The organism is Desulfoplanes sp. (assembly GCF_054921335.1).
Window position 1 is genome coordinate 20,257 of record NZ_JBUDSQ010000012.1, and the last position, 24,502, is coordinate 44,758.

General features: G+C 57.0%; 22 protein-coding genes. 9 read left to right on the forward strand and 13 right to left on the reverse strand.

Annotated elements, in window-relative coordinates; genetic code table 11:
- Window positions 1-185: 185 nt before the first annotated feature.
- The 5 genes from ACY692_RS04290 to ACY692_RS04310 all read left to right on the forward strand — a co-directional run bounded on the left by ACY692_RS04290 (window position 186) and on the right by ACY692_RS04310 (window position 5,130).
- On the forward strand, window positions 186-1,154 hold the full coding sequence (locus ACY692_RS04290) for a glucokinase (protein ID WP_462324108.1): 969 nt from the start codon (window positions 186-188) through the stop codon (window positions 1,152-1,154).
- Entirely contained in the window at window positions 1,151-1,870 is a 720-nt protein-coding gene (locus ACY692_RS04295; RefSeq protein WP_462324109.1) for a TVP38/TMEM64 family protein, read from the forward strand. The genes ACY692_RS04290 and ACY692_RS04295 overlap by 4 nt, the downstream gene beginning before the upstream one ends.
- A 24-nt stretch (window positions 1,871-1,894) precedes the next feature.
- Window positions 1,895-3,361 carry a dihydrolipoyl dehydrogenase family protein gene (locus tag ACY692_RS04300; RefSeq protein ID WP_462324110.1) on the forward strand — a complete coding sequence of 489 codons (1,467 nt, stop codon included), beginning with the start codon at window positions 1,895-1,897 and terminating at the stop codon, window positions 3,359-3,361.
- A gap of 315 nt (window positions 3,362-3,676) precedes the next feature.
- Window positions 3,677-4,435, forward strand: a complete 759-nt coding sequence (gene pgl, locus ACY692_RS04305; RefSeq protein ID WP_462324111.1) for a 6-phosphogluconolactonase — start codon at window positions 3,677-3,679, stop codon at window positions 4,433-4,435.
- 104 nt (window positions 4,436-4,539) lie between these two features.
- Entirely contained in the window at window positions 4,540-5,130 is a 591-nt protein-coding gene (locus ACY692_RS04310; protein ID WP_462324112.1) for a MarC family protein, read from the forward strand.
- Window positions 5,131-5,352: 222 nt separating this feature from the next.
- On the opposite strand, the gene ACY692_RS04315 is transcribed toward ACY692_RS04310, so the two are convergent.
- A complete protein-coding gene (locus tag ACY692_RS04315) occupies window positions 5,353-6,612 on the reverse strand; it encodes a glutamate-5-semialdehyde dehydrogenase (protein WP_462324113.1) in 1,260 nt (419 codons plus the stop codon).
- 203 nt (window positions 6,613-6,815) lie between these two features.
- Between ACY692_RS04315 and ACY692_RS04320 the strand changes: the two genes are divergently transcribed.
- The 4 genes from ACY692_RS04320 (at window position 6,816) to ACY692_RS04335 (ending at window position 11,819) form a co-directional block, all read left to right on the forward strand.
- Window positions 6,816-7,484, forward strand: coding sequence for a tetratricopeptide repeat protein (locus ACY692_RS04320; RefSeq protein WP_462324114.1), 669 nt, complete (start codon window positions 6,816-6,818; stop codon window positions 7,482-7,484).
- Between the two features lie 242 nt (window positions 7,485-7,726).
- Complete coding sequence (gene iorA / locus ACY692_RS04325) at window positions 7,727-9,580, forward strand: indolepyruvate ferredoxin oxidoreductase subunit alpha (RefSeq protein WP_462324115.1); 1,854 nt, start codon at window positions 7,727-7,729, stop codon at window positions 9,578-9,580.
- Entirely contained in the window at window positions 9,580-10,176 is a 597-nt protein-coding gene (locus tag ACY692_RS04330) for an indolepyruvate oxidoreductase subunit beta (RefSeq protein WP_462324116.1), read from the forward strand. Before iorA ends, ACY692_RS04330 begins: the two co-directional genes overlap by 1 nt.
- A gap of 104 nt (window positions 10,177-10,280) precedes the next feature.
- Entirely contained in the window at window positions 10,281-11,819 is a 1,539-nt protein-coding gene (locus ACY692_RS04335) for a sigma-54-dependent Fis family transcriptional regulator (RefSeq protein WP_462324117.1), read from the forward strand.
- A 57-nt stretch (window positions 11,820-11,876) separates the two neighbouring features.
- Here ACY692_RS04335 and ACY692_RS04340 read toward each other — a convergent pair whose 3' ends face one another.
- From ACY692_RS04340 to ACY692_RS04395, 12 genes are all read right to left on the reverse strand, one after another.
- On the reverse strand, window positions 11,877-13,295 hold the full coding sequence (locus ACY692_RS04340) for an AAA family ATPase (protein WP_462324118.1): 1,419 nt from the start codon (window positions 13,293-13,295) through the stop codon (window positions 11,877-11,879).
- Between the two features lie 8 nt (window positions 13,296-13,303).
- Window positions 13,304-15,976, reverse strand: coding sequence for an HDOD domain-containing protein (locus ACY692_RS04345; RefSeq protein ID WP_462324119.1), 2,673 nt, complete (start codon window positions 15,974-15,976; stop codon window positions 13,304-13,306).
- 267 nt (window positions 15,977-16,243) lie between these two features.
- Complete coding sequence (locus ACY692_RS04350; RefSeq protein WP_462324120.1) at window positions 16,244-16,837, reverse strand: tetratricopeptide repeat protein; 594 nt, start codon at window positions 16,835-16,837, stop codon at window positions 16,244-16,246.
- On the reverse strand, window positions 16,827-16,955 hold the full coding sequence (locus tag ACY692_RS04355; RefSeq protein ID WP_462324121.1) for a CcmD family protein: 129 nt from the start codon (window positions 16,953-16,955) through the stop codon (window positions 16,827-16,829). The genes ACY692_RS04350 and ACY692_RS04355 overlap by 11 nt, the downstream gene beginning before the upstream one ends.
- 45 nt (window positions 16,956-17,000) lie before the next feature.
- Window positions 17,001-17,681: a cytochrome c biogenesis protein CcsA gene (gene ccsA / locus ACY692_RS04360; protein WP_462324122.1), complete on the reverse strand. Its 681-nt coding sequence runs from the start codon at window positions 17,679-17,681 to the stop codon at window positions 17,001-17,003.
- A 40-nt stretch (window positions 17,682-17,721) separates the two neighbouring features.
- Window positions 17,722-18,396 (reverse strand): heme exporter protein CcmB, encoded by a 675-nt coding sequence (locus ACY692_RS04365; protein WP_462324123.1) that lies wholly within the window; start codon window positions 18,394-18,396, stop codon window positions 17,722-17,724.
- Window positions 18,386-19,048: an ABC transporter ATP-binding protein gene (locus tag ACY692_RS04370; RefSeq protein WP_462324124.1), complete on the reverse strand. Its 663-nt coding sequence runs from the start codon at window positions 19,046-19,048 to the stop codon at window positions 18,386-18,388. The genes ACY692_RS04365 and ACY692_RS04370 overlap by 11 nt, the downstream gene beginning before the upstream one ends.
- A complete protein-coding gene (locus ACY692_RS04375) occupies window positions 19,045-20,961 on the reverse strand; it encodes a heme lyase CcmF/NrfE family subunit (RefSeq protein ID WP_462324125.1) in 1,917 nt (638 codons plus the stop codon). Before ACY692_RS04375 ends, ACY692_RS04370 begins: the two co-directional genes overlap by 4 nt.
- Before the next feature lie 256 nt (window positions 20,962-21,217).
- The gene (locus ACY692_RS04380) at window positions 21,218-21,631 is read right to left on the reverse strand and encodes a cytochrome c maturation protein CcmE (protein ID WP_462324126.1); all 414 of its coding nucleotides are present in this window, start codon (window positions 21,629-21,631) and stop codon (window positions 21,218-21,220) included.
- 82 nt (window positions 21,632-21,713) lie between these two features.
- Entirely contained in the window at window positions 21,714-22,748 is a 1,035-nt protein-coding gene (locus tag ACY692_RS04385; RefSeq protein ID WP_462324127.1) for a hemolysin family protein, read from the reverse strand.
- A 246-nt stretch (window positions 22,749-22,994) separates the two neighbouring features.
- A complete protein-coding gene (locus tag ACY692_RS04390; protein ID WP_462324128.1) occupies window positions 22,995-23,681 on the reverse strand; it encodes a YggS family pyridoxal phosphate-dependent enzyme in 687 nt (228 codons plus the stop codon).
- Between the two features lie 180 nt (window positions 23,682-23,861).
- A complete protein-coding gene (locus ACY692_RS04395) occupies window positions 23,862-24,437 on the reverse strand; it encodes a hypothetical protein (RefSeq protein ID WP_462324129.1) in 576 nt (191 codons plus the stop codon).
- Window positions 24,438-24,502: the final 65 nt, after the last annotated feature.

Sequence of the window (24,502 nt, forward strand, 5' to 3'; positions counted from 1 at the left end):
CGAACCCCCCGTTTTTTTGAGCCCCGGGAGACGAGAAAAAACAATGGGTTGGGCACGGGTATTACCGGACCGGGATATCCTGAGGGGGCTCCATTTCCAGCGTGTTCTTGTGATCGGGTATTGTGCCGGAACAGAAGTTCTGCAATACTGGGTAAAAACGTTTTGTATCCACCAACCGACAAAAAATGAGCACCATGGACACGGCAGAGTACATTCTTGCAGCAGATATCGGCGGAACATCCAGCAGATTTGGCTGGTTCACAACCGAGAATGATCGTTGCCAAATGACAGACCGTATCCAGCTGTCCACCCCATCGAGCCGGTGTTTCACGGATATGCTCGAGCGGGTCAGCCATGCCGGTCCCGTAGGCAATATCCGGATGGCCGTGTTTGCCCTGGCCGGAGCCGTTGAACAGGATGGGTCTGTCCATCCGCCCAATATCCCCTGGAACATCCATCAGAACATGATCACCCCGTACTTTCCAACCAACATTCTGATCAACGATTTCCAGGCCCAGGCCTTTGGCTGTCGGACCGACCTGATCCGGCATGCGATGACCATCCAGGCGGGTAGTCCAAACACGGACGGTATCCTGGCCGTCATGGGCGCGGGCACGGGGCTCGGCCACTGCATCCTTGTTCCCGATGGACACGGGGGGCATGTAACGGTCGCCTCGGAGGCCGGCCATGCCGCCTTTCCCCTGTACGGTAAACATGAGACCGAATATCTGGCCTTTTTGCGCAGAGAAACCGGTCACGATTACGCCACCGGGGACATGGTGGTCACGGGATCCGGATTGTCCCGACTACATGCCTTTCTGGGCGGTACCGTCCTCTCCCCTGCCGACGTGGCAAACCAATCCGACCGGTTCCCCAAGACGCTGGAGTGGTTCGCACGGTTCTACGGCAGGGCCTGCCGACAGTATTGTCTGAATATACTGCCCACACGCGGACTGTACATAAGCGGCGGTCTGGCGGCCAAGCATCCCGCAATGATCACCCATCCCGCGTTCATCATGGAATTTCTGGAGTCCAGCGACTACCACGACCTGCTCCAAGACATCCCTGTTTTTCTAAACCGTGAAGAAGACCTGGGACTGTGGGGCGCTGCCGCATACGGTCGTCAACGGGTGAACCAAGAAGAGACCCCATGAACCGGCATCGGACCATGGACAGCACAACATGGAAAAAAATCCTCATTCTCGGCGCGGGGATCGTTGCCGTGACCCTGTTTTTTTCCCTGGACCTGAACGGGTATTTGACCCTTGCATCCATCAAACACTCCCGGCAATTCTTCCAGGAGCTTTTGATGGCCCACCCTTTTCTGGTCAGCGGAGGGTATTTTTTCATCTACATTACGGTGGTGGCCCTCAACCTTCCCGGTGCCGCCGTGATGACCCTGGCCGGGGGCGCGCTGTTCGGCTTCTGGATGGGTACGATCCTGGTCTCTTTCGCCAGCACCATGGGCGCGACCATTGCGTGTTCCGTGGCCCGGTATTTGTTCCGCGGACCCATCAAGACCAGGTTTTCCAAAACCTTTGCCAAAATCGATCAAGGCATCGCCCGCGAGGGTGCCTTCTACCTGTTCACCCTGCGGCTCATCCCGGTTTTTCCTTTCTTTGCCATCAACCTGCTCATGGGGTTGACCAGACTCCCCCTGCTGCGTTTCTACTGGGTCTCGCAAGTGGGCATGCTCCCGGGGACCCTGGTGTATATCAACGCGGGAAAAGAACTGGGCAAGCTCGAATCCCTGCAGGGCATTCTTTCGCCGTCACTCATCGGCGCGTTCGTCATTCTCGGTCTGTTCCCCCTGGCAACCAAGAAGACCATCGCCGTTGTCAGAAAGAAGTCGATTGAAAAGTTGGAGTAATTCCCCCCTTTCACCGGAGCAAACATGCCTTCCTATGATTATGATATCGGCATCATCGGCGGCGGAGCCGCAGGCTTGACCGTTGCTGCAGGCTGTGCCCAGGTCGGGGCCAAGACCCTTGTGGTGGAAAGGGAACCCGAGCTCGGGGGGGACTGCCTGCATTACGGGTGTGTGCCCAGCAAGACCCTCATCCACTCGGCACGGGTCTATCACCTTCTCGGAACAACCCGTTCCCTGGGCCTACCCAAGGTGGATCTTCCCCCGGTAGAGTTTGGCCGCATCAGAAGACGGATCAGCGGTGTTATCGAACAGATCCAGGAACACGATTCCAGGGAACGGTTCTGTAAACTCGGGGCTGCCGTGCGTACGGGGAATGCGACCTTTGTGGATGAACACCAGATAACCCTTGATGACGGCACCCGTTTTTCAGCCGATAAATGGGTCGTGGCCACGGGTTCAAGCCCTGCCCTGCCACCGGTGTCAGGACTCACAGACCTTGATTTCCTGACCAACCGGGAGATCTTTTCCCTGGATCGTCTTCCGGGGTCCATGATCATCCTCGGCGGTGGCCCTATTGCCGTGGAGATGGCCCAGGCCTTTGCCCGGCTCGGAAGCCGGGTAACCATTATCCAGCGCAGCGAACAGCTTCTTTCCCGGGAAGACCCGGACATGGCGACGATCATCCAGCAATGTCTTGAAGAGGAAGGCATCACCGTGCGGACGGGGTTGTCTCTTGCCCGAGTGAGCTCGGTCGGAGAAATGAAACGGGTCAAGGTGACCGATGGCCAGGGTAAAAACCTGCTGTTCGAAGCCGATAAAATACTCCTTGCCCTGGGAAGAACCCCCAACGTCATGGACCTCGGACTCGATCGGGCGGGGGTGGATTCCTCCCCAACGGGTATCACGGTCGATGACCGTTTACGAACCAGCCAAAAGCACATCTATGCTGCCGGGGATGTGACCGGTAGATATTTGTTCACCCATGCGGCCGGATACGAAGGAGGGATTGTCGTTTCCAACGCAGCCTTCCATCTGCCCCGCAAGGTCGATTACACATTCATGCCCTGGTGTACGTACACGGATCCGGAGTTGGCGGGCATCGGATACACGGAAAAACAGGCGCGAGAGAACGGGATCGAGTACTCCGTGATCACGGAACAGTTTGCCGCCAACGACCGCTCCCTGGCCGAAAACGAAGAAACCGGCATGCTCAAACTCATCCTCGACCACAAGGAAAAACCCATCGGCGTGCAGATCGCAGGCCCCCATGCCGGAGAAATCATTGGTGGATGGGTGGCCTTTTTCAATGGGGGAATGAAGCTCTCTACCCTGGCCTCTTCCATCCACCCCTACCCCACGCTGGCAGAGATCAACAAACGGGCTGCGGGTTCCTTTCTTGCGCCCAAGATTTTCTCAAAAACCGTAAGTAAAACATTAACTTTTTTCTTCCAGTTCAAGGGACGGGCGTGTTCGTTAGAGGATGACGGATAAAAAATAACGGCTCGTGTTGGGTTCCAGGGGCCCATCTTTTGCTAGCCAGATGTGGGTTCACTCGCCAAAAGGGCACCCGCAAGGGGTGCCCCTACGGACCGTCGCTTGGATCAGAGGTTCGATAACAACCCAGCATCCCAAAATGGTTTTGGTTTAGCATATAGGTCTCTCATCTCTCAAATTTATGGAATCCTCCAATTTCCCCAATTTGTCATATTATTCAGGAACGGACACAGGAGACGGGAACAAAACCAACAATACGTTCTGCTGCACGCGTTCATGTCCTCTCCCTCCCATAACCCCCCGGAGTCTTCCATGCGCCCCCCAGCATCCTTACAGCGGCTCTCTTTTTCCACCTCCGACGACATGGTCGATTGCGCCGCCGATCTGATTGCCCGACGGGCAAACGACTATGTGACCAGAAACGGTGTCTTCCGGTTCGTTCTTTCCGGAGGCACATCACCCATTCCCCTATACAAACGCCTTGGGCATTCCACCAATCCCCCGAGCATCCCCTGGGAACAGACGGAAATATTCTGGGGGGATGAGCGGATGGTCGATCCCGGATCGGAAAGAAGCAACTACGGTATGGCCGCCTCCATATTCCTGAACAAGGTCCGCCTCGGCCCCAAGAACATCCATCGCATGCACGGTGAATCCGAAAATCCGGAACTGGCCGCCCAGAACTATGAGTACACCATAGCCGGGTCCTTTGGCCTGCCCGCCTTTCCCGCCGCATGGGACCAGAGCGGGCCGCTCGTGTTCCCCCGTTTTGACCTGGTCCTTTTGGGCATGGGTCCCGATGGCCACACCGCCTCCATCTTTCCGGGCGCTCCCGCCCTGCATACACGACGGTGGGTCCTGCCCGTCCCCAGTCCGGAAATCCCTCCCCGCATCCCCCGGTTGACCATGACCGCGCCCCTGCTCTCGGCGGCCAAGACAGTCATTTTTCTTGTCATGGCCAAGGGAAAACATTCGGCCCTCGAGCGGGTCCATACCCCGGACTACCGCTCCCTGCTCCCCGCCGGAAATATCGCAGCGGAAAAGGAGCTCTTCTGGCTCGTCGTGCGCTGAGCGTACCGTGCCCACATCGGACATTGCCAAGAACGACCATTATGCATATGTGGCCGTGCAGATAATTTTTCAGGCGTTCACATTGACCGGCATAGGACCAATACATGTTCCTCAGTTTGTTCATCAAGCTCTTCTTCCTGCTCACACCATTCTTTGTCCTGACCATGTTCCTCTCCCTGACAAGGGATATGGACCCGCACGAAAAACAGCGCATGGCCGTGCGGGTCACATGCGCTGTGCTTTGTACTACTTTTGTTATCTACTTTTTGGGCAATGCCATCTTCGACATTTTCGGCATCACCCTGGATGCCTTCCGCATCGGTGCCGGCTCCCTCCTTTTTCTCTCTGCCGTGGAACTGGTCCAGGGAAAAGCCGGGAAAAAACCGGAGCACGACACCCAGGATGGAGACATGAGCGTTGTCCCCCTTGCCATTCCGATCACCGTGGGTCCCGCAACCGTGGGCGCCCTGCTCGTCATGGGTGCCGGACACCGTCAGATCATTGAAACCCTCATCGGTTCAACAGCGTTGGCAACGGCGGTCGTGAGTGTGGGCATTCTTCTGTTCATGGCCACCCATATAGAACGGCTCATTGGCAAAACCGGGATCATCATCCTGAGCAAACTCACCGGACTGATCCTCTCTGCCCTGGCCGCCCAGATTGTCTTCACGGGCATCAAAAACTTTCTCGAGTAAAACATTAATTTTTTACCCGGCACCCCATCAGAGGTCCGTCACATTCCAAACCGGGACTTCGCTCCCCTCATTCCGGCATAGGGGCCGCCCTGGAAAATAAGGGACGCAGCAAAAATGGCCCCGTGCCACCATGGAGATCCCGGAGCAGGTCCGGGATGACCTGTCGGTTGCCCCAACCATTGGTCCCCGATTTCCTCCTGCCATTCCCCGCCCCCGATCGTATCATTCCCTGATCTGCCCTTCACCCAGGACGACAAATTTGGTACTGGTGAGTTCTTTTACCCCCATGGGTCCATAGGAGTGGAGCTTGGAAGTGCTGATGCCGATTTCCGCCCCCAAACCGAGTTCCCCCCCGTCGTTGAACCGTGTCGAGGCGTTGATCAACACGGCCGAGGCATCGACCTCGCGCAGAAAACGCATGGCCCGGTCATGGTCTTTGGTAATGACGGCCTCGGAATGGTTGGAGCCGTAATCCGCAATATGTTCCTGGGCCTGTGTTTGGGAATCCACGATTCTGACTGCCAGCTCAAGGGCATGGAATTCCTTGCCGTAATCCTCCTCTCCGGCAGGCACCCCTCTCTCCCCCAGCAAGGGGAGTGAACGGGGACAACACCTGAACACCACGCCATCCCGGCCAAGACTTTCAGCAACCCTTGGCAAGAACGTTCCGGCGACATCCCTGTGGACCAGAAGACATTCAAGGGCATTGCACACCCCGGGCCGCTGGACCTTGGCATTGTGAACAATGGCCAGTCCCCTCTCCTGGTCGGCCGCAGCATCGACATAGATATGGCAGACCCCTTTGTAGTGCTTGAGCACCGGCATGGTCGCGTCCTTGACCACCGCCCGGATCAATCCTTCCCCCCCACGGGGAATGACAACATCAATGTACTCGTCCAGCCCGAGCATGGCCTGGACAGCGGCCCGGTCCGTGGTCGGAACGATCTGCACGGCATCGCCGGGCAATCCGGCTTCCTCCATGGCCTGGGAGAGCAGACTGCCAAGCGCCTGGTTGGAATGGAAGGCCTCGGAACCACCACGGAGGATAACAGCATTGCCGGCCCGCAGACAGAGGATGGCCGCGTCGACGGTCACGTTGGGGCGCGACTCGTAGATAATGGCGATGACCCCGAGAGGGATACGCATCCGACCGACCAAAAGCCCGTTTGGCCGTTTGCGCATCGCGTCGATCTCTCCTACGGGGTCCTCAAGTTTGGCCACAAAACGGCACGCCTCGGCCATGGATCCGATGGTCGCATCGCTCAAGCGCAACCTGTCGATGCGTGCCGCATCCATGCCCTTGGCCGTGGCCGCTCCAATATCCTTGGCGTTGGCGGCAAAAATCATATCCCGGTTTGTTTCAAGAAGCCCGGCAAGCCCCATGAGAGCCTTCTCTTTTTCCCCGCTTGCCACCTTGAGCAATTCCTGCCCGGCCTGCTTGGCCCGAGCCGCCATGTCCCGAATCTGTTCAACCATATCCATAATCAAGCCACCTCCCGCTATTCAGGTAAAATTTTCATTATTGACAAATTTGTCTCAATTCCATCTACCCCAAACCCCAACCATTCTCAACCTATTGACTTTACCCCACATCCACCAGCAGGAAAATTTTGACCTTTTTGCAAATTCTGCATACAAGTCAGTCTCTTTGCCAAGTCCACGATGATCCAGGAGGAATCACGACCATGACCGATACCCAGCCCAACGAACACCACCGTAATATTCTTAATGAAATCGAACAGGAGGCGGATCAGGATCTCCACCCCCTTCTCAAAAAGATTCTGGACAACCTCAAACCCATTGGAATGGGAATAGGGGCGATCATCCTCGTTGTCGGAGGGTATTCGGGATATACCACCTATGCAAAAATGCAAACCAAAAAGCTGAACAATGAATTGGGCTCCATCCTCATCCAGGAAGACCCGGCCAAACGGATCACCTCCCTGAACCAGTTCCTCTCGGAACATCCATCGGCGATGCCCGTTGGAACCCTTCTGGAGGTGGCCAATGCGGCCATGAACAGCAAGGATTATCAGGAGGCGGCATCGGCCTGGTCCCGGGTGGCCGGCGAGTCTGAGGGGGAAATCGAGATACTGGCTCTCATGGGGCAGGCAAGGGCTCTGGGTCTGGACGGCAAGTACGAAGAATCCCTCACGGTTCTGGATACTATCGACACGACAGCGGCCAAGGATTTCGCCACCCCCCTGTCCCGACAGATCGCCCATGCCGCCGAGCAGGCCCAGGACTGGAAAAAGGCCCTGGCAGCCTACGAAGAGCTCAAGACCACCGGAGCGGTGACCAATACGGCGTTTCTGGACATGAAGATCGCCGAGATTAGGGCGAAGATGGGTTAAAACAGAGACGGGAGACAGAGAGACCGGAGGCAGGAGACCCGACAATCGCCCCTCCGGGACCTCGCGCCGACCCCGGAGCGTTGTTTCCCGTCTTGCCTAAACCCCCAAACGTACCCCCTACAACCGCCTTGCCCCCAGACCTCGTTCCACGTGTCGTACGGCGGCTATCTGCGGTATGCCCTGCGCGTCATTATTTCTACACACAATACTCGAACCTCAAACCATCCTAAAGGCAAACCATCATGAGTCATCCCCTCTTGAGCACATCCCCCGAAACGCGGATGCTTCTTCTCGGGAATGAAGCCATTGTCCGGGGTGCCCTGGAAGCGGGCGTCGGTTTCGTGTCCTGCTATCCGGGCACGCCTTCCTCGGAAGTTCCCGATACCTTTTTCCGGATTTCTCCCGAAGGCGAATTTGTCTTTGAATATTCGGCCAATGAAAAGGTCGCCATGGAGGTGGCCGGTGGAGCCGCCCTGGCCGGAGTCCCCACACTGGTGACCATGAAACACGTAGGGGTCAACGTGGCCGCCGATCCCATGATGACCCTGGCCTATATCGGCACGCCCGGCGGTCTGGTCATCCTGAGCGCCGATGATCCGGGATGTCATTCCAGCCAGAACGAACAGGACAACCGCTATTATTCCCGACTGGCCGGGATTCCCTGTTTCGAACCGGCCACGGCCCAGGAATGCAAGGATATGACCCGCCAAGCCCTCATCATGTCGGCCAAGTACGAACAGCCCATCATGGTCCGGACCACCACCCGGGTGAACCATCTCCGCGGACCAGTGGCCTTTGAGGAACTCCCTGCAGCAAAGACCACGGGACACATGGACAAGAATCCCATGCGTTTTGTTCCGGTTCCAGCGGTCTCCCGGGTCCGCCACAACGTACTCTTGGACAAGCTCGGTGCATTCGAGGGCGAGGCTGAAACAAGCACCTGGAACACGGAAAGCGGCAAGGGCAGGACCGGGGTGATCGCCTCGGGCATCTGCCGGGCCTATGCCAACGACGTCATTGCCGAACACGACCTGGCTGATTCCCTACGGGTTCTCGAACTGGGCATGACCTACCCCCTGCCGAATGAACTCCTCCAGAATTTTCTCAAAAAGCTGGACACGGTGGTCATCCTCGAGGAGCTCGAGCCCATCGTGGAACAGCATGTCCGCGCCTTGATCCAACAGCACCATCTTCAGGTCGAGGTTATCGGCAAGGGCCAACACCTTCCCCTCCAGGGGGAATATTCCACGCTCATGGTCAGAAACCTTCTCTTGAGAACCCTGAACCAGCCCCTGCCCGAGCACGTCCCCTGCCGGATTCCAGAAAATCTTCCCATGCGTCCGCCGAATCTCTGCGCCGGATGCTCCCACAGGTCCACCTACTATGCGGTCCGCAGTGTTTTCGGCGACGATGCCCTGTATTCCTCGGACATAGGATGTTATACCCTGGGCATCCTCCCGCCCCTGAAGGCGGCCGATTTCCTCCTGTGCATGGGCTCGTCCATCTCCACGGGGTGCGGAGCCGCCAGGGTTTCGGACCAGCCCGTGGTCGCGTTCATCGGAGACTCCACGTTTTTCCATTCCGGCATGACCGGCCTGGTCAATGCGGTCTACAACAACCACGACATCCTGGTCGTCATCCTGGACAACCGGACTACGGCCATGACCGGCCATCAGCCCAATCCGGGCGTGGACAAGACCCAGATCGGGGACAACGCCCACAAGATCGACATCGAGGCCATTGTCAGGGGCTGCGGCGTGGAACATGTCGCCACGGTCAAATCTCTGAACCAGAAAGCCTTGGTCAAGACCCTCGGAGAGTACAAGGGGCTATCCGGGGTCAGGGTGGTCATCTCCCGGGAACCCTGCGAGATCTTCAAACGCAAGGTGCTCAAATCCGCTTCCAAGCAGATCGCCTATGTGGAGGAAGGCTTCGAGAACAGCGAAGACGTCCTCACCTGCCTGAACGAACTCGGATGTCCGGCCTTTTTCCTCAAAGCGGGCAAGGTGGGCATTGATCCCTTGCAATGTTCGGGCTGCATGCTCTGTGTCCAGCTCAGCGACCATATCAAAGCACGAAAAAGGAGTCTTGCATAATGCCAAAGACCCGTATCTATCTCACCGGCGTGGGCGGACAGGGCACCCTGACCGCGACCAATCTGCTGGCCCAGATCGGCCTGGACAACGGCCTGGATGTGACGGCCGGCGAAATCCACGGTATGGCCCAGCGCGGCGGCGTGGTTGCCTCGACCATCCTTTTTGGCGGTTACCAGAGCCCAAAGATCAGCCCGGGCGAGGCCGATATCCTTCTCGGTTTCGAGCCCCTGGAGACCTACAGGGCGCTCTGTTTTCTCGCCCCCAGAGGGGTGGCCGTCAGCAACAGCGAGCCGGTCCTGCCCATCGGCGTGGCCCTGGGACGCGAAGCCTATCCGGACATGGACATGATCCGCAAGGCCACTGACGAACAGGCCCACAAGTCCTTTTTCCTTCCCTGCCTCTCCCTGGCCAAACAGGCAGGGACCCCCCAGGCCGCAAACATCGTCCTGCTCGGCGCCCTGTGCTCCCTGGGACTGATCCCCATCGACCTCGCACAACTGCAGACGGGCATACGGGCCCATCTCAAACCCAAGATAGTGGACATCAATCTACGGGCCGTTGACCTCGGGGCCTCTGCTGTTACGAGCCCCAATTAATCCTCCAAACAAATGGCCCCAAGTGGATAACGAAAATTCTTCGAACCCGGGGAAAAACCGCATGGCCGGTTTTTCCCCGGACATATCCAGCCCCTAATATACCCATGTCCAACACCCCCCAATCATTGCTCGAGATCCTCAATCTGGTCGTCGCAGACCTTGATCCTCTCCAGCCCCTGCAACCAGTCCTCGAGCGGGTTCTTGAAAAGACAGCCGAGCTATCCGGTTACAAACGGATCACCCTGGCCATTTTCGACCCCAAGACCGACACCCTCAAATTCAGCGTCAGCCACGGCCATGCGCGCCCCCCCTCCTCTACGTATGCCCCGGGGGAAGGGGTCACCGGGCATGTCCTGAGCACCGGAGAACCGATCGTCGTCCCGATCATGTCCGAAGAACCCCTGTTCTTGAACAGGGCCGGAGGCCGCAGCCACGAAGAGATGGCGGGGCTGTCCTTTGTCAGTGTACCGGTCCTCACTTCGGGAGAAAAAATGGAGATCCTGGGCGTTCTCAGCGCGGATCTTCCCATCCAATCCCGGGAGGTTCTGGAAGTACACAAGAATTTTCTCCAGGCCCTGGCCAGGATCATCGCCCGCCAAACCGCGTACCTGCAGGAGAGTATCCTGCACAACCAACTCCACGGCCCCTCACTGAACAAAGAAACCAAACAGGCTGAGAACCTGGCCAAAAACAAGATCGTGGCTTCATCCAAAGCCATGTCACAGGTCATGGGCCAGATCATGCAGGTCGCGGACAGCCGTGCCACCGTGCTCCTGCGCGGAGAATCCGGAACCGGCAAGGAGCTTTTGGCCGAGGCCATCCACAACATGAGTTCTCGGTGCAAGGCTCCGTCCATCAAGCTCAATTGCGCGGCCCTGCCCTCGGAACTCATCGAAAGCGAACTTTTTGGGTACGAACGGGGGGCGTTTACCGGGGCTGTCGGGAGCAAAAAGGGACGGTTTGAATTGGCCCACCAGGGAACCCTGTTCCTGGACGAGATCGGGGAACTCAGTGCCGAGGCCCAGGCAAAACTGCTACGGGCCATCCAGGAAGGAGAGATCCAGCGTCTCGGGAGCGAAAAAGCGACGACCATTGACGTGCGTATCGTTTGCGCCACCCACCAACCCCTGGAGACCCTGATCAAGGACAACCGGTTCCGAGAGGACCTCTACTATCGTATCAACGTCTTTCCCATATACATTCCTGCCCTCAGGGAACGCAGGCAGGATATCCTGCCCCTGGCTGAGCACTTCCTGACCATGTTTTCTCAGGAATACGGCAAGACCATCAAACGGATCTCAAGTCCGGCCATCGATCTTCTCGCCCAGTATCATTGGCCGGGGAACGTCCGTGAGCTGCGCAATTGTATCGAACGGGCCACCCTACTTTGCATGGACGAGGCCATCCGGACCTATCACCTGCCACCGACCCTGCAAACGGCGGAGAGTTCGGCAACGGATAGCGAACTCTCCTTTGGCGAGTCCGTGGCCCGCTTTGAACAGGAACTTCTTGTCGAGGCCTTGAAAAAGACCCGTGGGAACATGCTTGAAGCCGCACGGGAACTGCGCTCAAGCTACCGGGTGATCAACTACAAAATCAAGAAATACGGCATAAACCCAAAAAAATACTCCTCCAATAAATAGGGCCGTGACCGAGTCATTCCGGTCACGGCCCTTCCACCGTCCATTTTTTCTGTCCGCTCAACGCTCTCTCCCCCTGCCGACCACCTTTTCCAGGGTCGTTCTCAACCCTTCCAGCGAGATGGGCGGGGGGAGCACGGCAACGATCCGTGCCGCGTATTCCTCAAGCCCCCTCGTACAACCGTATTCCCCAAGAAAAACCAAAGGCACGTCACGCACCCCATCCAGGGCCGTTCGGATCCTGTGGAACGGGCGGTCGTTGTTGACAATGGCCAGACACGGCCTCTCTCCCCCCTGCTCCGCCTGTTTTTCCGGGACCAATGGCTGCGTTCCATATCCCAGCATCGAGAGCATATCCGACAGGATCTGTCGCATTTCCTGCTGGTTGCTGAGAACGGCGATCCCACTGCCACAGATCTCCCGCGTGGGAGGATCGGGAGACAAGGATTCCAGACGTTGGAAAAAATCGTGGAGTGCAGTGGCCACGGATCCGGCCTGATGGACCAGCTCGGTCTCTCCCAGTCTTCTGCGTAAATGATTGTGCAGATGATCCATTTCCCATGCGCGCTGCCTGATTATGGAGCCGAGTTCTTCGGGAGCCATGTGCGCATAGGAGGCCAGGTCGGTATCGAGTTGGGGGGAGGGAAGATTCAGATCGAACCGGGGACGTTGTTTGATCCTCGTCAGTGCGGATTCCCAAAATTCTTCCGGGTGTGTTTTTTTCCAGGTCTTGTCCTCGTGTTCGAATATCCGCCTGGCAATGAGCTGGACACACCGGGAGGCCGGACAATGGGGATGGGCCAGGCAGAAGGGTGTTTTGTTGAACGCCGTCCTGGCCTTGGCGTCCACTGGAACGACGCCGAGTAAACAGCTCCTGAGCCCCAGAAATTTTTCGACCGTCGTGCTCAGGGTGGAAAAAATCTTCTTGGCATCGCCCATGGTTCCGGCCCGGTTGACGATGACCCGCGGACGGATCCACAACCCGTTTTCGCGCAAAACCTTTGCCAAGGCATAGGCGTCCACCAGGGAGGTCACCTCCGGGTTGACGACCAATATCAGTTCCCTGGCACTCAAGCACAGGGAGACGACCTGTTGGGACAGCCCCGGGGAATTGTCGATCAGAATAAAATCATACCCGTCGAGTTTTTTGAATTCCTCGGCCAGCAGGGTTCTTTTGGCCCGCCCCAGTTCGGCCATCCTGGAAATGCCCGAACTCCCGGGAATGATGTCCAGATTGTTCCCGGCGGACACGATCACCTTTTCCAGGGGCAGACCGGAAAAAAGGACGTCTTCCAACGTCCGCTCGGGTGGATCCAGCCCCAGGACCAGATCCACGTTGGACAGTCCGAAATCGGCATCGAGCAGACAGACCCTTGCCCCCATGGTGCCCAGGGCAAGGCCGATATTCACGGCCATGGTCGTCTTCCCGGCCCCTCCTTTGCCGCTGGCAAAGGCAATGATGCGTGTTCCCGGAGCCATGGTTTCCCTCAAGGAAGAGACACCACGGTCCTGATATCCTGGATCAGGGACTTGATGTGGAAGGGTTTGCGGATGCATTTTGTCGCACCGAGTTCCAGGGCCTTGTCCATTTCCTCGGAAGAGGCGAGCCCCGTGATCACGAAGACCGGCATCTGAGCGATCTGGTTCTTTATCCTGGCCAAAAGATCCAGCCCCGAATAGGAAGGCATGCGGATATCCATGAGCATGAGATCATAGATGTGCCGGGTGAGTTTTTTGAGCCCCTGTTTACCATTCTCAGCGATATCTACCCGACACCCATGGCCCGTGAGGGTCTCGGTAAGGATCTCCCGAATATGCTCTTCGTCATCCACGACCAGTATTCTGGGGCGGACACCACATGCGTCGGGTTGTTCCTCTTGGACCGCACCCTGGTCGGCCTGCCGGGCGTCGGCCGGTTCGTCCTGCTGGGAATCCATGACCGGCAGACTGACAAGTATGCGGGTTCCTTCGCCGGGTACGCTGCGTACATCGATCTTGCCATAGTGGTTGGTCACAATCCCGTAGGCCGTGGAGAGGCCCAATCCGGTCCCCTTGCCCTGTTCCTTGGTGGTGAAAAATGGATCGAATATCTTGGCCAAATGGTTCTCGGATATGCCCACCCCGCTATCCTCGATGGCTACTCCGATCCATTTGGGAGAGCCCCCCCTTCCGGTCTTAACCCTCAGGGTTCCCCCGCCCTCCTCCATGGCATGCTGGGCATTGATGCAAAAATTGAGAAAGACCTGTTCCAGCTGCCCCCCATCGGCATGGAGCAGGGGGAGATCCCGTGCGTAGTTCCGTTCGACCTGAATATGCTGCTTGAGCATCGGAGGAGCCACGAGATCAAGGACCTTGTCCAGCAACTGGTTGATATCCACCCTTTCCTTGCTCGGGACCGGTGGCCTGGCAAACCCCATCAGATTGGTCAGGATTGTGCTGATCCGCTCGATCTGGCCATGTATCTGTTTGAGTTCCTTTTTTTTCTTGTCGTTCTCCTCTCTGGCCTCGATCATCTGGGTCCGTGCCGAAATGATCGCCAGGGGGTTGTTGATCTCATGGGCCGCCCCGGCGGCCAGCTGACCGACCGCGGCCAGTCTTTCCGTCTGCATGAGCTGCAGATTGACCTGACGGTTTTTCCACAGGGCCGCGGAAAGTTCATCGGCCCGCCGACAGAGATCCCGGTTCACACGCAAACGGTCCAGGGTCGTCTCTATCAGGGCCACGAATTGGGAAAGCCCCATGAGTTCCTGATTGGTCGGCGGAACGGCTGTCCCCTCCCGGCCGAGGCAGACCTCCCCCATGAATCCGTTCGCCTGGAAGGGAAAGATGGTCAGCCCCTGGGCGATGGAGAACCGCCGAGGATCCGTACGATCGGGGTTGTCCCCGCACCCTCTTCCTCGTTCCCCGGCGGTCTTGATCAGTCCATGCAGTGCCGGACTCAATGGAGGTGTACCGGATTTAGGTACCGGTTCCATGGCCCCGTTCATGGGTGAGGAAAAAAGCCGCTCAAACCCATTACTCTTCCAGAGAATCCCTTCGAGAAAGGTCCCGGATCGGTTGATCCAATAGACGATCCCTCTTTGGATACCCACATTTGCGCCCAAATATTTTGGGAGGGTGGGAAAAAAATCACCAACCGTCTCGACAGTATTGAAAGCGATGCCCGCCTTGATCACAGCCGTGGAGAACCGGTCCGAGATGGTCAGGGACTCGTTTTTCCGGTCCAACTCGAGAGCGATACGCGCCAGCCGTTCATTGGCCCGTTGCAGGGCCTGATAGAATAACGAGGTCCCGTCGGACTCAAGATCGAAAAGGGATATATGCTCCTTGAATTCCCTGGAGAAACCATCCCTTATCTGGAGCATGTCCTGCGGGTCGAGTCCAAGTGAATTGATGATCCTCTTGGAGTCGGCATCCCGGGTCATGGACGGCTGCGGGGTGTCCACCAGGGCCTCGTGGGCCAAATAGTCAGCCCCCTTGATCAGAAGGAGCATCTCCTGCAGACCGTCCTCCTGTCCGAGGACGGCGGAATCGAGATGGTGCCGCCATATGGCCTGTTCGATATGTTGGGGAAGATGCCATTTTTTGGCCAATTCCCTGCCGATGGTGGTGTGGTTGGTCCCAAAAATCCGCTCTTCAGCCACAGATGCCGGTTCATTGTTCCGAACAATACGCTCCCGGCATTCCAGGTATTTTTCCGGAAAATAGACCAGAAGAAATATCTTGCCCAGATCATGGAGCATCCCCGCAGCAAAGGCCTCGTTACGTAGCTGCGGATAGGTCCGTTCGGCCAGCAGACCGGCAAAAATCGCACAGGCCAGGGAATGGGTCCATAGCTCCTTGTGGATACCCTCCTGGTCTGTTCCGTTTTCTACCAGTCCGTCCTTGACAATGACCGAAAGCAAAAGAATACGCAGGGGCCGCATCCCGATCAGGGGAAAGGCGTGCGAAACCGAAGAAACCGGATGTCCACCCCGCTCGGCATTGTTTACCGTGTTGAGCACCTTCAGGGTCAGCGTAGGATCGGACTCCACGAGCGTAGCCAATTCCGGAAGAGAAAATTCGTCCTCGAGAACGATATGCAGTATTTTTGCGGCCACGGCAGGAAGTGACGGCATCTGGTCCAATTGATGGAGAACGTTGTCGATTTGTACAGACATAGTAGGATGAGAGGGAGGGACAGCAGTTTGTTGGAATTGCTCCCGACGTGGTGAGGAAAGGAGCTGGGTCGGCATCTTCCGTTCTCCTTGTCGGTGGACGAGAACCGTTTTTTGTCGTGAGAGACCGCGCATCGTCTACAACCCGGTTAGACGCAAAAAGGCATAGTTCCTGATTGATGATGAAGGAACCATGCCTTTTTTACAAGCATAGGACAAGGAAATAGTGTCTTGCTTACGGGCAGGGAACAGGCATGTATGGGGCAAGAATCATTCCCCACTTGTCCCCTGGGGCTTGGTATCCAATTCCCGGCGTACCCCCTGCATGACTTCAGGAGATGCCCGGCCCTGTTCCAGGATGGTCTCGAGATACCTGTCGCCCTTTTCTGGATGCCCCAGAAAATGTTTGTGCAGGACGCCGAGATTGAACAGGGCATATTCATTGGCCGGATCGGTCGTTAGAAGTGTGGCAAAGGTGTCGGCCGCCTTTTCGTAGTCCTGTTTCTGGAAGAAGCAGACCCCCCTCTGGTTCAAGGCCATGGCATCATGCGGTCGTATGGCCAGAACACGGTCCCAGAACATGACCGCCCTGTCCCAAGCCTTCATGTGCATAAAGGCGTTCCCCAGGCTGCGCAGGGCATCCACATCTTCAGGATGCTCTTCCAACCGCTGCATCAGCCCGGTGATATCGCCCATGGGGCCCTGTTCCATGCCCGTGTGGCTCTCGATCTTGCGGATGTCCAGCAACGGGTGGGTGATCCGATGGAAAACCATGGTGGCGACCAAGGCCAACAAACACAGGCCAACCAGAATGAAAACCGGTTTTTCGGGAACCACGGGAGTGGAGGTGGAATTATCGGTCATGGATGATCTCCATATGGTCGATACGCTCCGCCAGCCGTTTCTGGGCCGCATGGATGAAGCAGAGGTAACCGCCAATACCGATCCAGACACAAAGATTGGCGATAAAAAGATAGTTCATGAATACTCCGGTGGACAATAAGGGAAGAGAACAGGGGCAAAAAACTCAGAGCCGGGCGATTCCGTCCATGACGCCCGTGTACCGCATGACACGCCAACGGAACAGGACCAATGTCAGGGTGAGCCCCCCCCATGCGGCCAGGGAAACGAGTACCGCAATGAGCATCTCCGGTTCCAGGCCGCCAGATTTATTTGCAAAAACAGAAGGATGTATACTACGCCACATGCGGGCGGAAAAAAAGACCAAAGGGACGTCCAAAAAGGCGATAATCCCCAGGACCGCACGGAGTCTGACCGACTTGGTCCCCCCGAGTCCGCTCCCCCGCAAAATGAGATAGCCCGCATAGACGAACCACATGACCAGGGCCGTACTCAACCGGGGATCCCAGGTCCACCAGGTGTTCCATGCGGACCGCGCCCACAAGGAACCGGTAACGAGTGCCAAACCACAAAACAGCACCCCGACCTCGGCACAGGCACCGGCAAAACTGTCCCATGCGGGATTGTTGCGCACAAGGACCATGATCGAGCCCACGAACACTCCGCCAAAACAGACCAGGGCCCACCAGGCAAGGGGCAGGTGGATATAGAAAATTTTTTGGACAAGCCCCATGGTCAGTTCTTCCGGGGCATAGACCCAGATAAAATACTGGGAAACCAGAAGGCCCAGAAGCGTGGCCAGCGGCAACAGAGGCAGCCCGGCGGTTCGTGACGATCGATCATTCATATGCGCATCGTGGTTGAGAGATGGGTATGCGGGATGACGGTCACTCTTCCCCATAAACATACGGAAAAAGAAGCAGTCCGGCACCGGTGAAGACGATATCAAAGGCCCCGATGATCCCGAACCAATCGGTGACCCCCTCCAAGGGAACGCCCGCAAGGAGCGTTCCTCCGACCTTGACCCCGCCCAGGAGCAGGGGGAGCAAAAGGGGAAACAAAATGATAGACAGCAGCGAATCCCGTGTCTCATGCCCCTGGGACACGGCCCCGAGCAGGGAGCCCAGAACGACCAGACCAACATCGACCCCGCCAATGAGGACCACAAGCCCCAGGAAGGATGACAATGTCTCCTGACCCAGAAAGACGATGATCGCCGGGATAAAGCAACATTGCGCCATGGCCAGGAGAAACAATCCGGACACGAGTTTTCCGAGCCATACCGTTTGGATGGGCATGGGGGTCATTATCAGGGCCATGCGGGTCTCGTTTTCCTCTTCCAAGCGGTAGAGCATGGTGAAGACGAGAACCAGAGAAAAGCAGGAGGATATCCAAAAGATCGCCGCTGCCCCCTGCGCGGATATGCGTTCTCCGGGCGCGGTGGACAGACTGAAGATGAACACCAGGAGCAATCCCAGAAGAACGGCCTGGAACAACCCGTTCCCTCCGGTGAGCACCTGCCGAAGATCCTTGCCGGCGATGACCAATGTTCTAGGCAACATGCTCCAACCGCTCCGCATATTCCCGGGAGGTACCCCAGAAACCCACCCGTTTTTCTTTCAAATAGAGAACCCTGTCGCTCTGAAGAAGGTCCCTGCAAAGATTATGGCTGACCCACATTATCCCGGCACCATTGTCGCGGGCGGCCCGGATTTCCTTGAACAGGAGATCACAGGAACCATCGTCCAACCCGGTAGACGGTTCGTCCAGCAAAATGACCTTTGGATCGATCAAAAGGATCCGGGCCAGGGCCAGACGCTGGGCCATACCGCGGGAGAATCCCCGGGCTTTTTCAAAGGCGAACGGTTTGAGTCCGACCCGTGCGAGCAATCCGAGGAGCCCGGCTCCATCGCGCCCCAGTCCGTACATCCGGTTCCAGAACCAAAGATTCTGTATGGCTGTCATACCAGGATACACAAAGGTCGCATGGCCCATGTAGGCCAGTTGGTGGGGGCCGACATGGGTCGCCACGGTTCCGGCGGCCGGGGTGACCAGTCCGGCTATGCATTTGAGCAGGGTCGATTTGCCGGCCCCGTTTTCACCGGCCACAAGCACGGCCATGCCCGGATCGAGACAAAACCCCACCTTTTTGAAGACCAGCCGGGACCCATAAAAATGTGACAGTTCCCGGACCTCGAGAAGGGGACGGCTCATTGTCTTTTCTCCCCCTGCCCGACCGCAGTATCCACTCCCATCCGGCGCTGGCGCCGGAGACAAAAAAAGGCCATCAGACACATGAGTGTCCCCCCGATCCAGAGCCAATTGACCAGGGGATTGATGGATATCTTGAGACTGATGTTCTCGTCCTGGTCAAAACCAAGCAACGTGGCGTAGATCTCGTCGCCGAGGGAAGGGATGATGGACACCTCTGCAAAGGACTGCTCAAAATTGGCGTACATCCGTTTCTGGGGCGTGAGGATGCCCAGGGGACGTCCCTGTTTGGCAACCATGAGCCGCGCCTCGTAGGCGGTCATGGCCGGGTCGGGTATGACCCGGAAGTCCTTGTACAGGATTTCATACTCCCCGACCAAGAGGGTGCCCCCCTTTTGCAGGATACCCTCCTGACTGATCTGATAGGGACCGGAAAAGGCGATACCCAGGGCAACCAGTGCGACTCCGGCGTGGACCCCGTATGCACCCCAGGCCCATAGCCGACGGGTCAATGACCGGTTGGAAAAAAACAGGGCGGTGATGGAGACGAGCACGGCCACGGCGGAGCTCCCGGCGAGCAGGGCGAGCGGTTTGACAAGACCGAGCATGTGGAGCGCCCCACCGGCCAGGATCAATGCGCCCAGGGTCAGATATCCCCCCATGCGGCTCTTGAAACCGGATTTCCAGGCCAGCCAGGGACAAAAACCGAGCAAGAGGACGACAAGGGCCAAGGGGGGCAGGCAGACCCGATTGTAAAAGTCCGCGCCGAGGCCAACCGTGTTTTCGCTCCAAATCCCGCTGATAAGGGGCCAGTTGACCCCGAGAAAAACGATCCCCCCAATGGTCAGGAGCAACCAGACAACAATCAGAAGAATCCCGGGCTTGCTGAACATTCCGTCCAGCTCCCTGCTGGGTTGGCACCGGCATGCGTGGATAACGGCAAGGGTGACCACCAAGGCCAGAACCATGAACGATATGAGCGGGAACCCGATCCCCCCGGAACCAAAGGCATGCAATGACTGGATAAATCCACTGCGGACAATGAATGTTCCGTAGAAACACAAAAGCAGGGTCAGGCTGGCCAAGAAGATATTCGTCTTCAAAAGCCCCTTGCGGGTTCTACCGATCAGGGCGGTGTGCAACAGGGCCGTGGCCGCGAACCACGGAATGAGGGAGGCGTTTTCAACCGGATCCCATGCCCAGTATCCGCCCCAACCGAGCTCCATGTAGGACCACCACGCCCCGAGAATAATCCCTGCGGTCAAAAAAATCCAGGCCGTTACCAGCCAATTGCGGCACCGTTCGAGCCAGACAAAGGGGTGGCCGGTCACACAGAAGGCAAAAGCGATACAACAGGGGAGGGTGAATCCGGCGTAGCCGATGAAAAGAAGCGGCGGGTGGAAGATCATCCCCGGATTCTGCAGGAGCGGATTCATGCCGTTTCCCTGGGCCGGGGGATTGACCAGCTGGACAAAGGGATTGCTCACACTGGTCAAGAGGAGGAGAAAGAATCCCTGGACCAGAAAAAAGAACAACCAGAACCACAATTTCGTTCTTCGGTCCATGAGCCGGTACCCGGGGGTGAAGATCATGATCGTTCCCAGAACCGCAAGCATGAGGGCCCAAAAGAGGAACGATCCGTCCTGCCCGGCCCAAAACGCCGTCACCGCATAGAAGGTCGGCAGGAACGTGTCCGTGTATTCCTGGACATAGAGGAAGGAGAAGTCACGCTGGACAAGGGCCAGAATGAGTATCCACGATCCCAGACATAAAAGGCCGGTGCAGGCCAGCTGCCCCCGTTCCATCCAGACGAGGACCGAGTCCCTGTTCTTGGAGAGATCGAACCACCCCTTGCAGGCAAGGGCCAGGGTGATCAGGAGGGCCGTAAAGAGTGAAGCAAAGGCGATGGAATGCATATGAAAAGGGTCCTTGGTTGAAAGACTTCGTTGACCATTCTGTACAACGGTTCGCGGCCAGTCACGACGGATGGAGAGCCATCCATCCGTTGACCGTCATCCCGGACCCGTTCCGGGATCTTGTGCGACCGAACAATCTGTCCAATGTTCAGGTAAAACCGATATATCCCGGGATGCCGGGCCAGCGGCATCGTCCCCTTTGGCAATCGTTCGGAACGTGCAGGAATCCCGGAAGGGAGCTGGATGGATACACGGTTTATGATGACTTTTTCTTGTATTTGGATGGACACTTGGTCATCAAGGTCTTGGCCCGGAACGTACCCGTCCCGGGCTGCATCCCCCCTTCCACGATGACCTCGACCCCCGGCTGGAAGGTATCCGGTACGACACCGCGAAAATGGACCGGCAAGGATTTGTCCTGGTCTTCCTTGTCGACGAGGACAAAGGATATCTCCATGGCGTCACTGGACCGCTCGATCCCCTGCTTGGCCACATTGCCGAACAATCGTGCCTGGGAAAGCTTGGAGCTGTCCATGGCCAATGCCTCGGAGACATTGAGAAAGTAGACAGAATTTTGGGAAAGCCCGGAAAAGAGGAGATACCCGATCCCCAGGGCGAGACACGTAAATGCCGTGATATAGATCCATTTCTGGTTGGTTTGCTTGGTCATGGGATAACTGGGTAAAGATATACGATAAAAGATATAGAATACGCACAAGAAACAAGAACAGATGCCGGTGCCGGTCAACCTGTCACTTCCCTCCGATCAACTCCGCGCGCTGTTGCCTGGCAAACTCCCGCATGTCAACGACCTGGTCGGTTTCGTCCACGATCTCGTTTCCCAGGATCTGCTCGAGTACGTCCTCCAGGCTGACAACCCCGGCCAGCCCCCCGTATTCGTCCAGAACAACGAAGAGATGCACCCTGGACTCGAGGAATTTGACCAGCAACCGGTCCAGGGTCATGGTCTCGACCACGAACCGGACCTGTTTCATCAACTTGCTGATGGGCACGCCGTCCCGGTCATCGGCAAGGGCGACCATCACATCCCGACGGTATACAAGCCCCACGATGTCTTCGGGATCGTCACCATCGTACACGGGGATCCTGCTGTTGGGCCATGAGGTCTTGAGACCGCGGGCCTCGGAAACGGCCATATGGCTTGGCAGTGAAAAAATAACCGTTCTCGGGGTCATGACGTCGCGGACGACCTTTTTGTCCAGGGTGAGGATATTGTGCATGGACCGCTCCTCATAGGGCTTGATAGCCCCGGCCCGACGGGTCAGGCTGATGGCGGCCAGAAGATCCTCTTCGGAACTTGCCGGCCCGGGTTTCTTGTGTTCCACGAAACGGACCAACCAGTTGGTCATCCAGATGGCCGGCTTGAACAGCCAGACGAGTCCGACCAGGGGTTTTGCCAGGGGGGCGGCCAAACTTTTGGAGTAGACCACACCGATGGTCTTGGGAAGGATCTCGGAAAAGACAAGAATGATCACCGTAAAAATCAAGGAGAAATACCCAAGATGCTCCTCGCCATACAGCCGCGCGGCAATGGCCCCGGCAACAGCTGCTCCCGCGGTGTGGGCGACCGTATTCAGTGTCAGGATGGCGGAAATGGGTTCCTTGATCTGCCTGCGCAGTTCGGAAAGCAGGAGTCCTGAAGACTTGCCCGCCTTGCGCAGTCGTTCGATAAAACTCCAGGGAACCGAGTACAACACCGCTTCGGCAACAGAACAAAACGCCGAAATCAAGGTGGCCAGACCGACGACTATGGCCAGTTCAAGCATGGTGGGTGGGTCTCCGTGATGAAGGTAAGGGGTTGAGGATAAAGGATATAGGATAAAAGCTTCAGTGCGCAGTTCGCAGTGCACAGTTCGCAGTACGCAGTGCACAGTGCGCAGATCGGAAAGTGGCGTCATCCCGGACTTGATCCGGGATCTCCATGGGTTTGGCGTTGCATTGACGGCTATAGACGAAGATTCAGCTCAAACAATGACACGTTTTTGCAAGACCCGAAACCACCATCCTGCCCGTTACCCGAGCTTACATCCCTCGCGTCTGCCGAACACGCAGGAGCCCAGTCGGACCATGGTAGCGCCCTCGTCAATGGCCACCTTGTAAGCGTTGGACATACCCATGGAGAGTTCCTCCATGGCCACCTGAGGGATATCCCGGTCCCGGATCGTATCAAAAATCTTTCGGGTGGCCTTAAAGTAGGGCCGCGATGCCTCGGGATCGCCGAATCTCGGCCCCATGGTCATCAATCCCTGGATGGCAATATGGGACAACCCGGCAGCCTCCCTGACGACCTTTTCTACAAGAGGCAGCTCCGGGGGCATGCCTGACTTGGTCCGCTCGCTGCCGATATTGATCTCCATGAGTACCGGCATGACCTTGCCGAGCCGCTCGGCGCGCAGGTCCACGGCCCGGGCCTTTTTCAGGGAATCCACGGTCTGGATCATGTCAAAGACAGGCAGAGCCTTGTTGATCTTGTTGGTCTGCAGATCCCCGATCATGTGCCAGGTGACCTTGCCGGCCAATCCGCCCAGACTCTCGTGCATGGCCTCGCCTTCCTGGACATAGTTTTCCCCTATATCCCCGGCACCGGCCATGATCGCCTCCTCCACCTCTTCGCGGGTTCTGGTCTTTGCCGCCAGGACGATCCTGACATGGTCCGGGATTTCCTCCCTGATCCGCTGAAAATTTTTAGTAATACTCATTTTTACTGCCCGCTATGTAGAAAATTTAAGAAATCTTAGAGAGTTAAGAAATTTTAGGGAGTTGAGGGGTTGAACCAGTTCCAGCACAAGGGTTGGCAATGACTGCCTTTCCGCTCCACAACCACCCCAATTTCTTAAATTACCTCCAATCCCCCCATGTCTCAACGTCCCCACTCTTAATCAATAATTCCAAACATCAAAAAAATTAAATCCTATCAAATAGACAAGATCCTCACGTTTGGCCAAGAACCGGCTCGCCCGGACCGGGAATACGGAAAAATACCCGTTGTCCAGCATCCAAAAATCATCTTCCCTGTCCTGGATAATGGCAAAAGAATGCCGTTGCTGTTCGAGTTGCACGGAAACGACCCCCAGGGCCCCGTCGGGGAACCCGGCGTCCCTGAGCCTGTGCATGAGGACAATGGACTGGTCCAGACTGATCCCCCGGCCCTTCTGCAGGGTATCCGTGGAGATCTTCCACATTCCATCCTCCCGGTGTTCGACTTCGAGCAGGGTTCTTCTGTGGATAGTTCGCATCTTGGCTATGTCAATCATACCCCCGGACTTACTCGGCACACTGTCCTCAAAGGACATCGATGCGATCTGTTTTTTCTGCCAGGCGACCACCTCGTCATAGAGGGCGCTGTTGGAAACACATGCCTTGCGCTCGAACGTCCCGGCTTTGGGTTTGAAGATATTGCCGGCCATGCGCAGTCCGGATCTCAAGGCAAGGATATAGTAACGTGCAATATTCATGATATACCATACTTCCGGTTTTCGTGACGCTTTGGAGAATCCCCACGTCCTGTCCTACGGGGGAT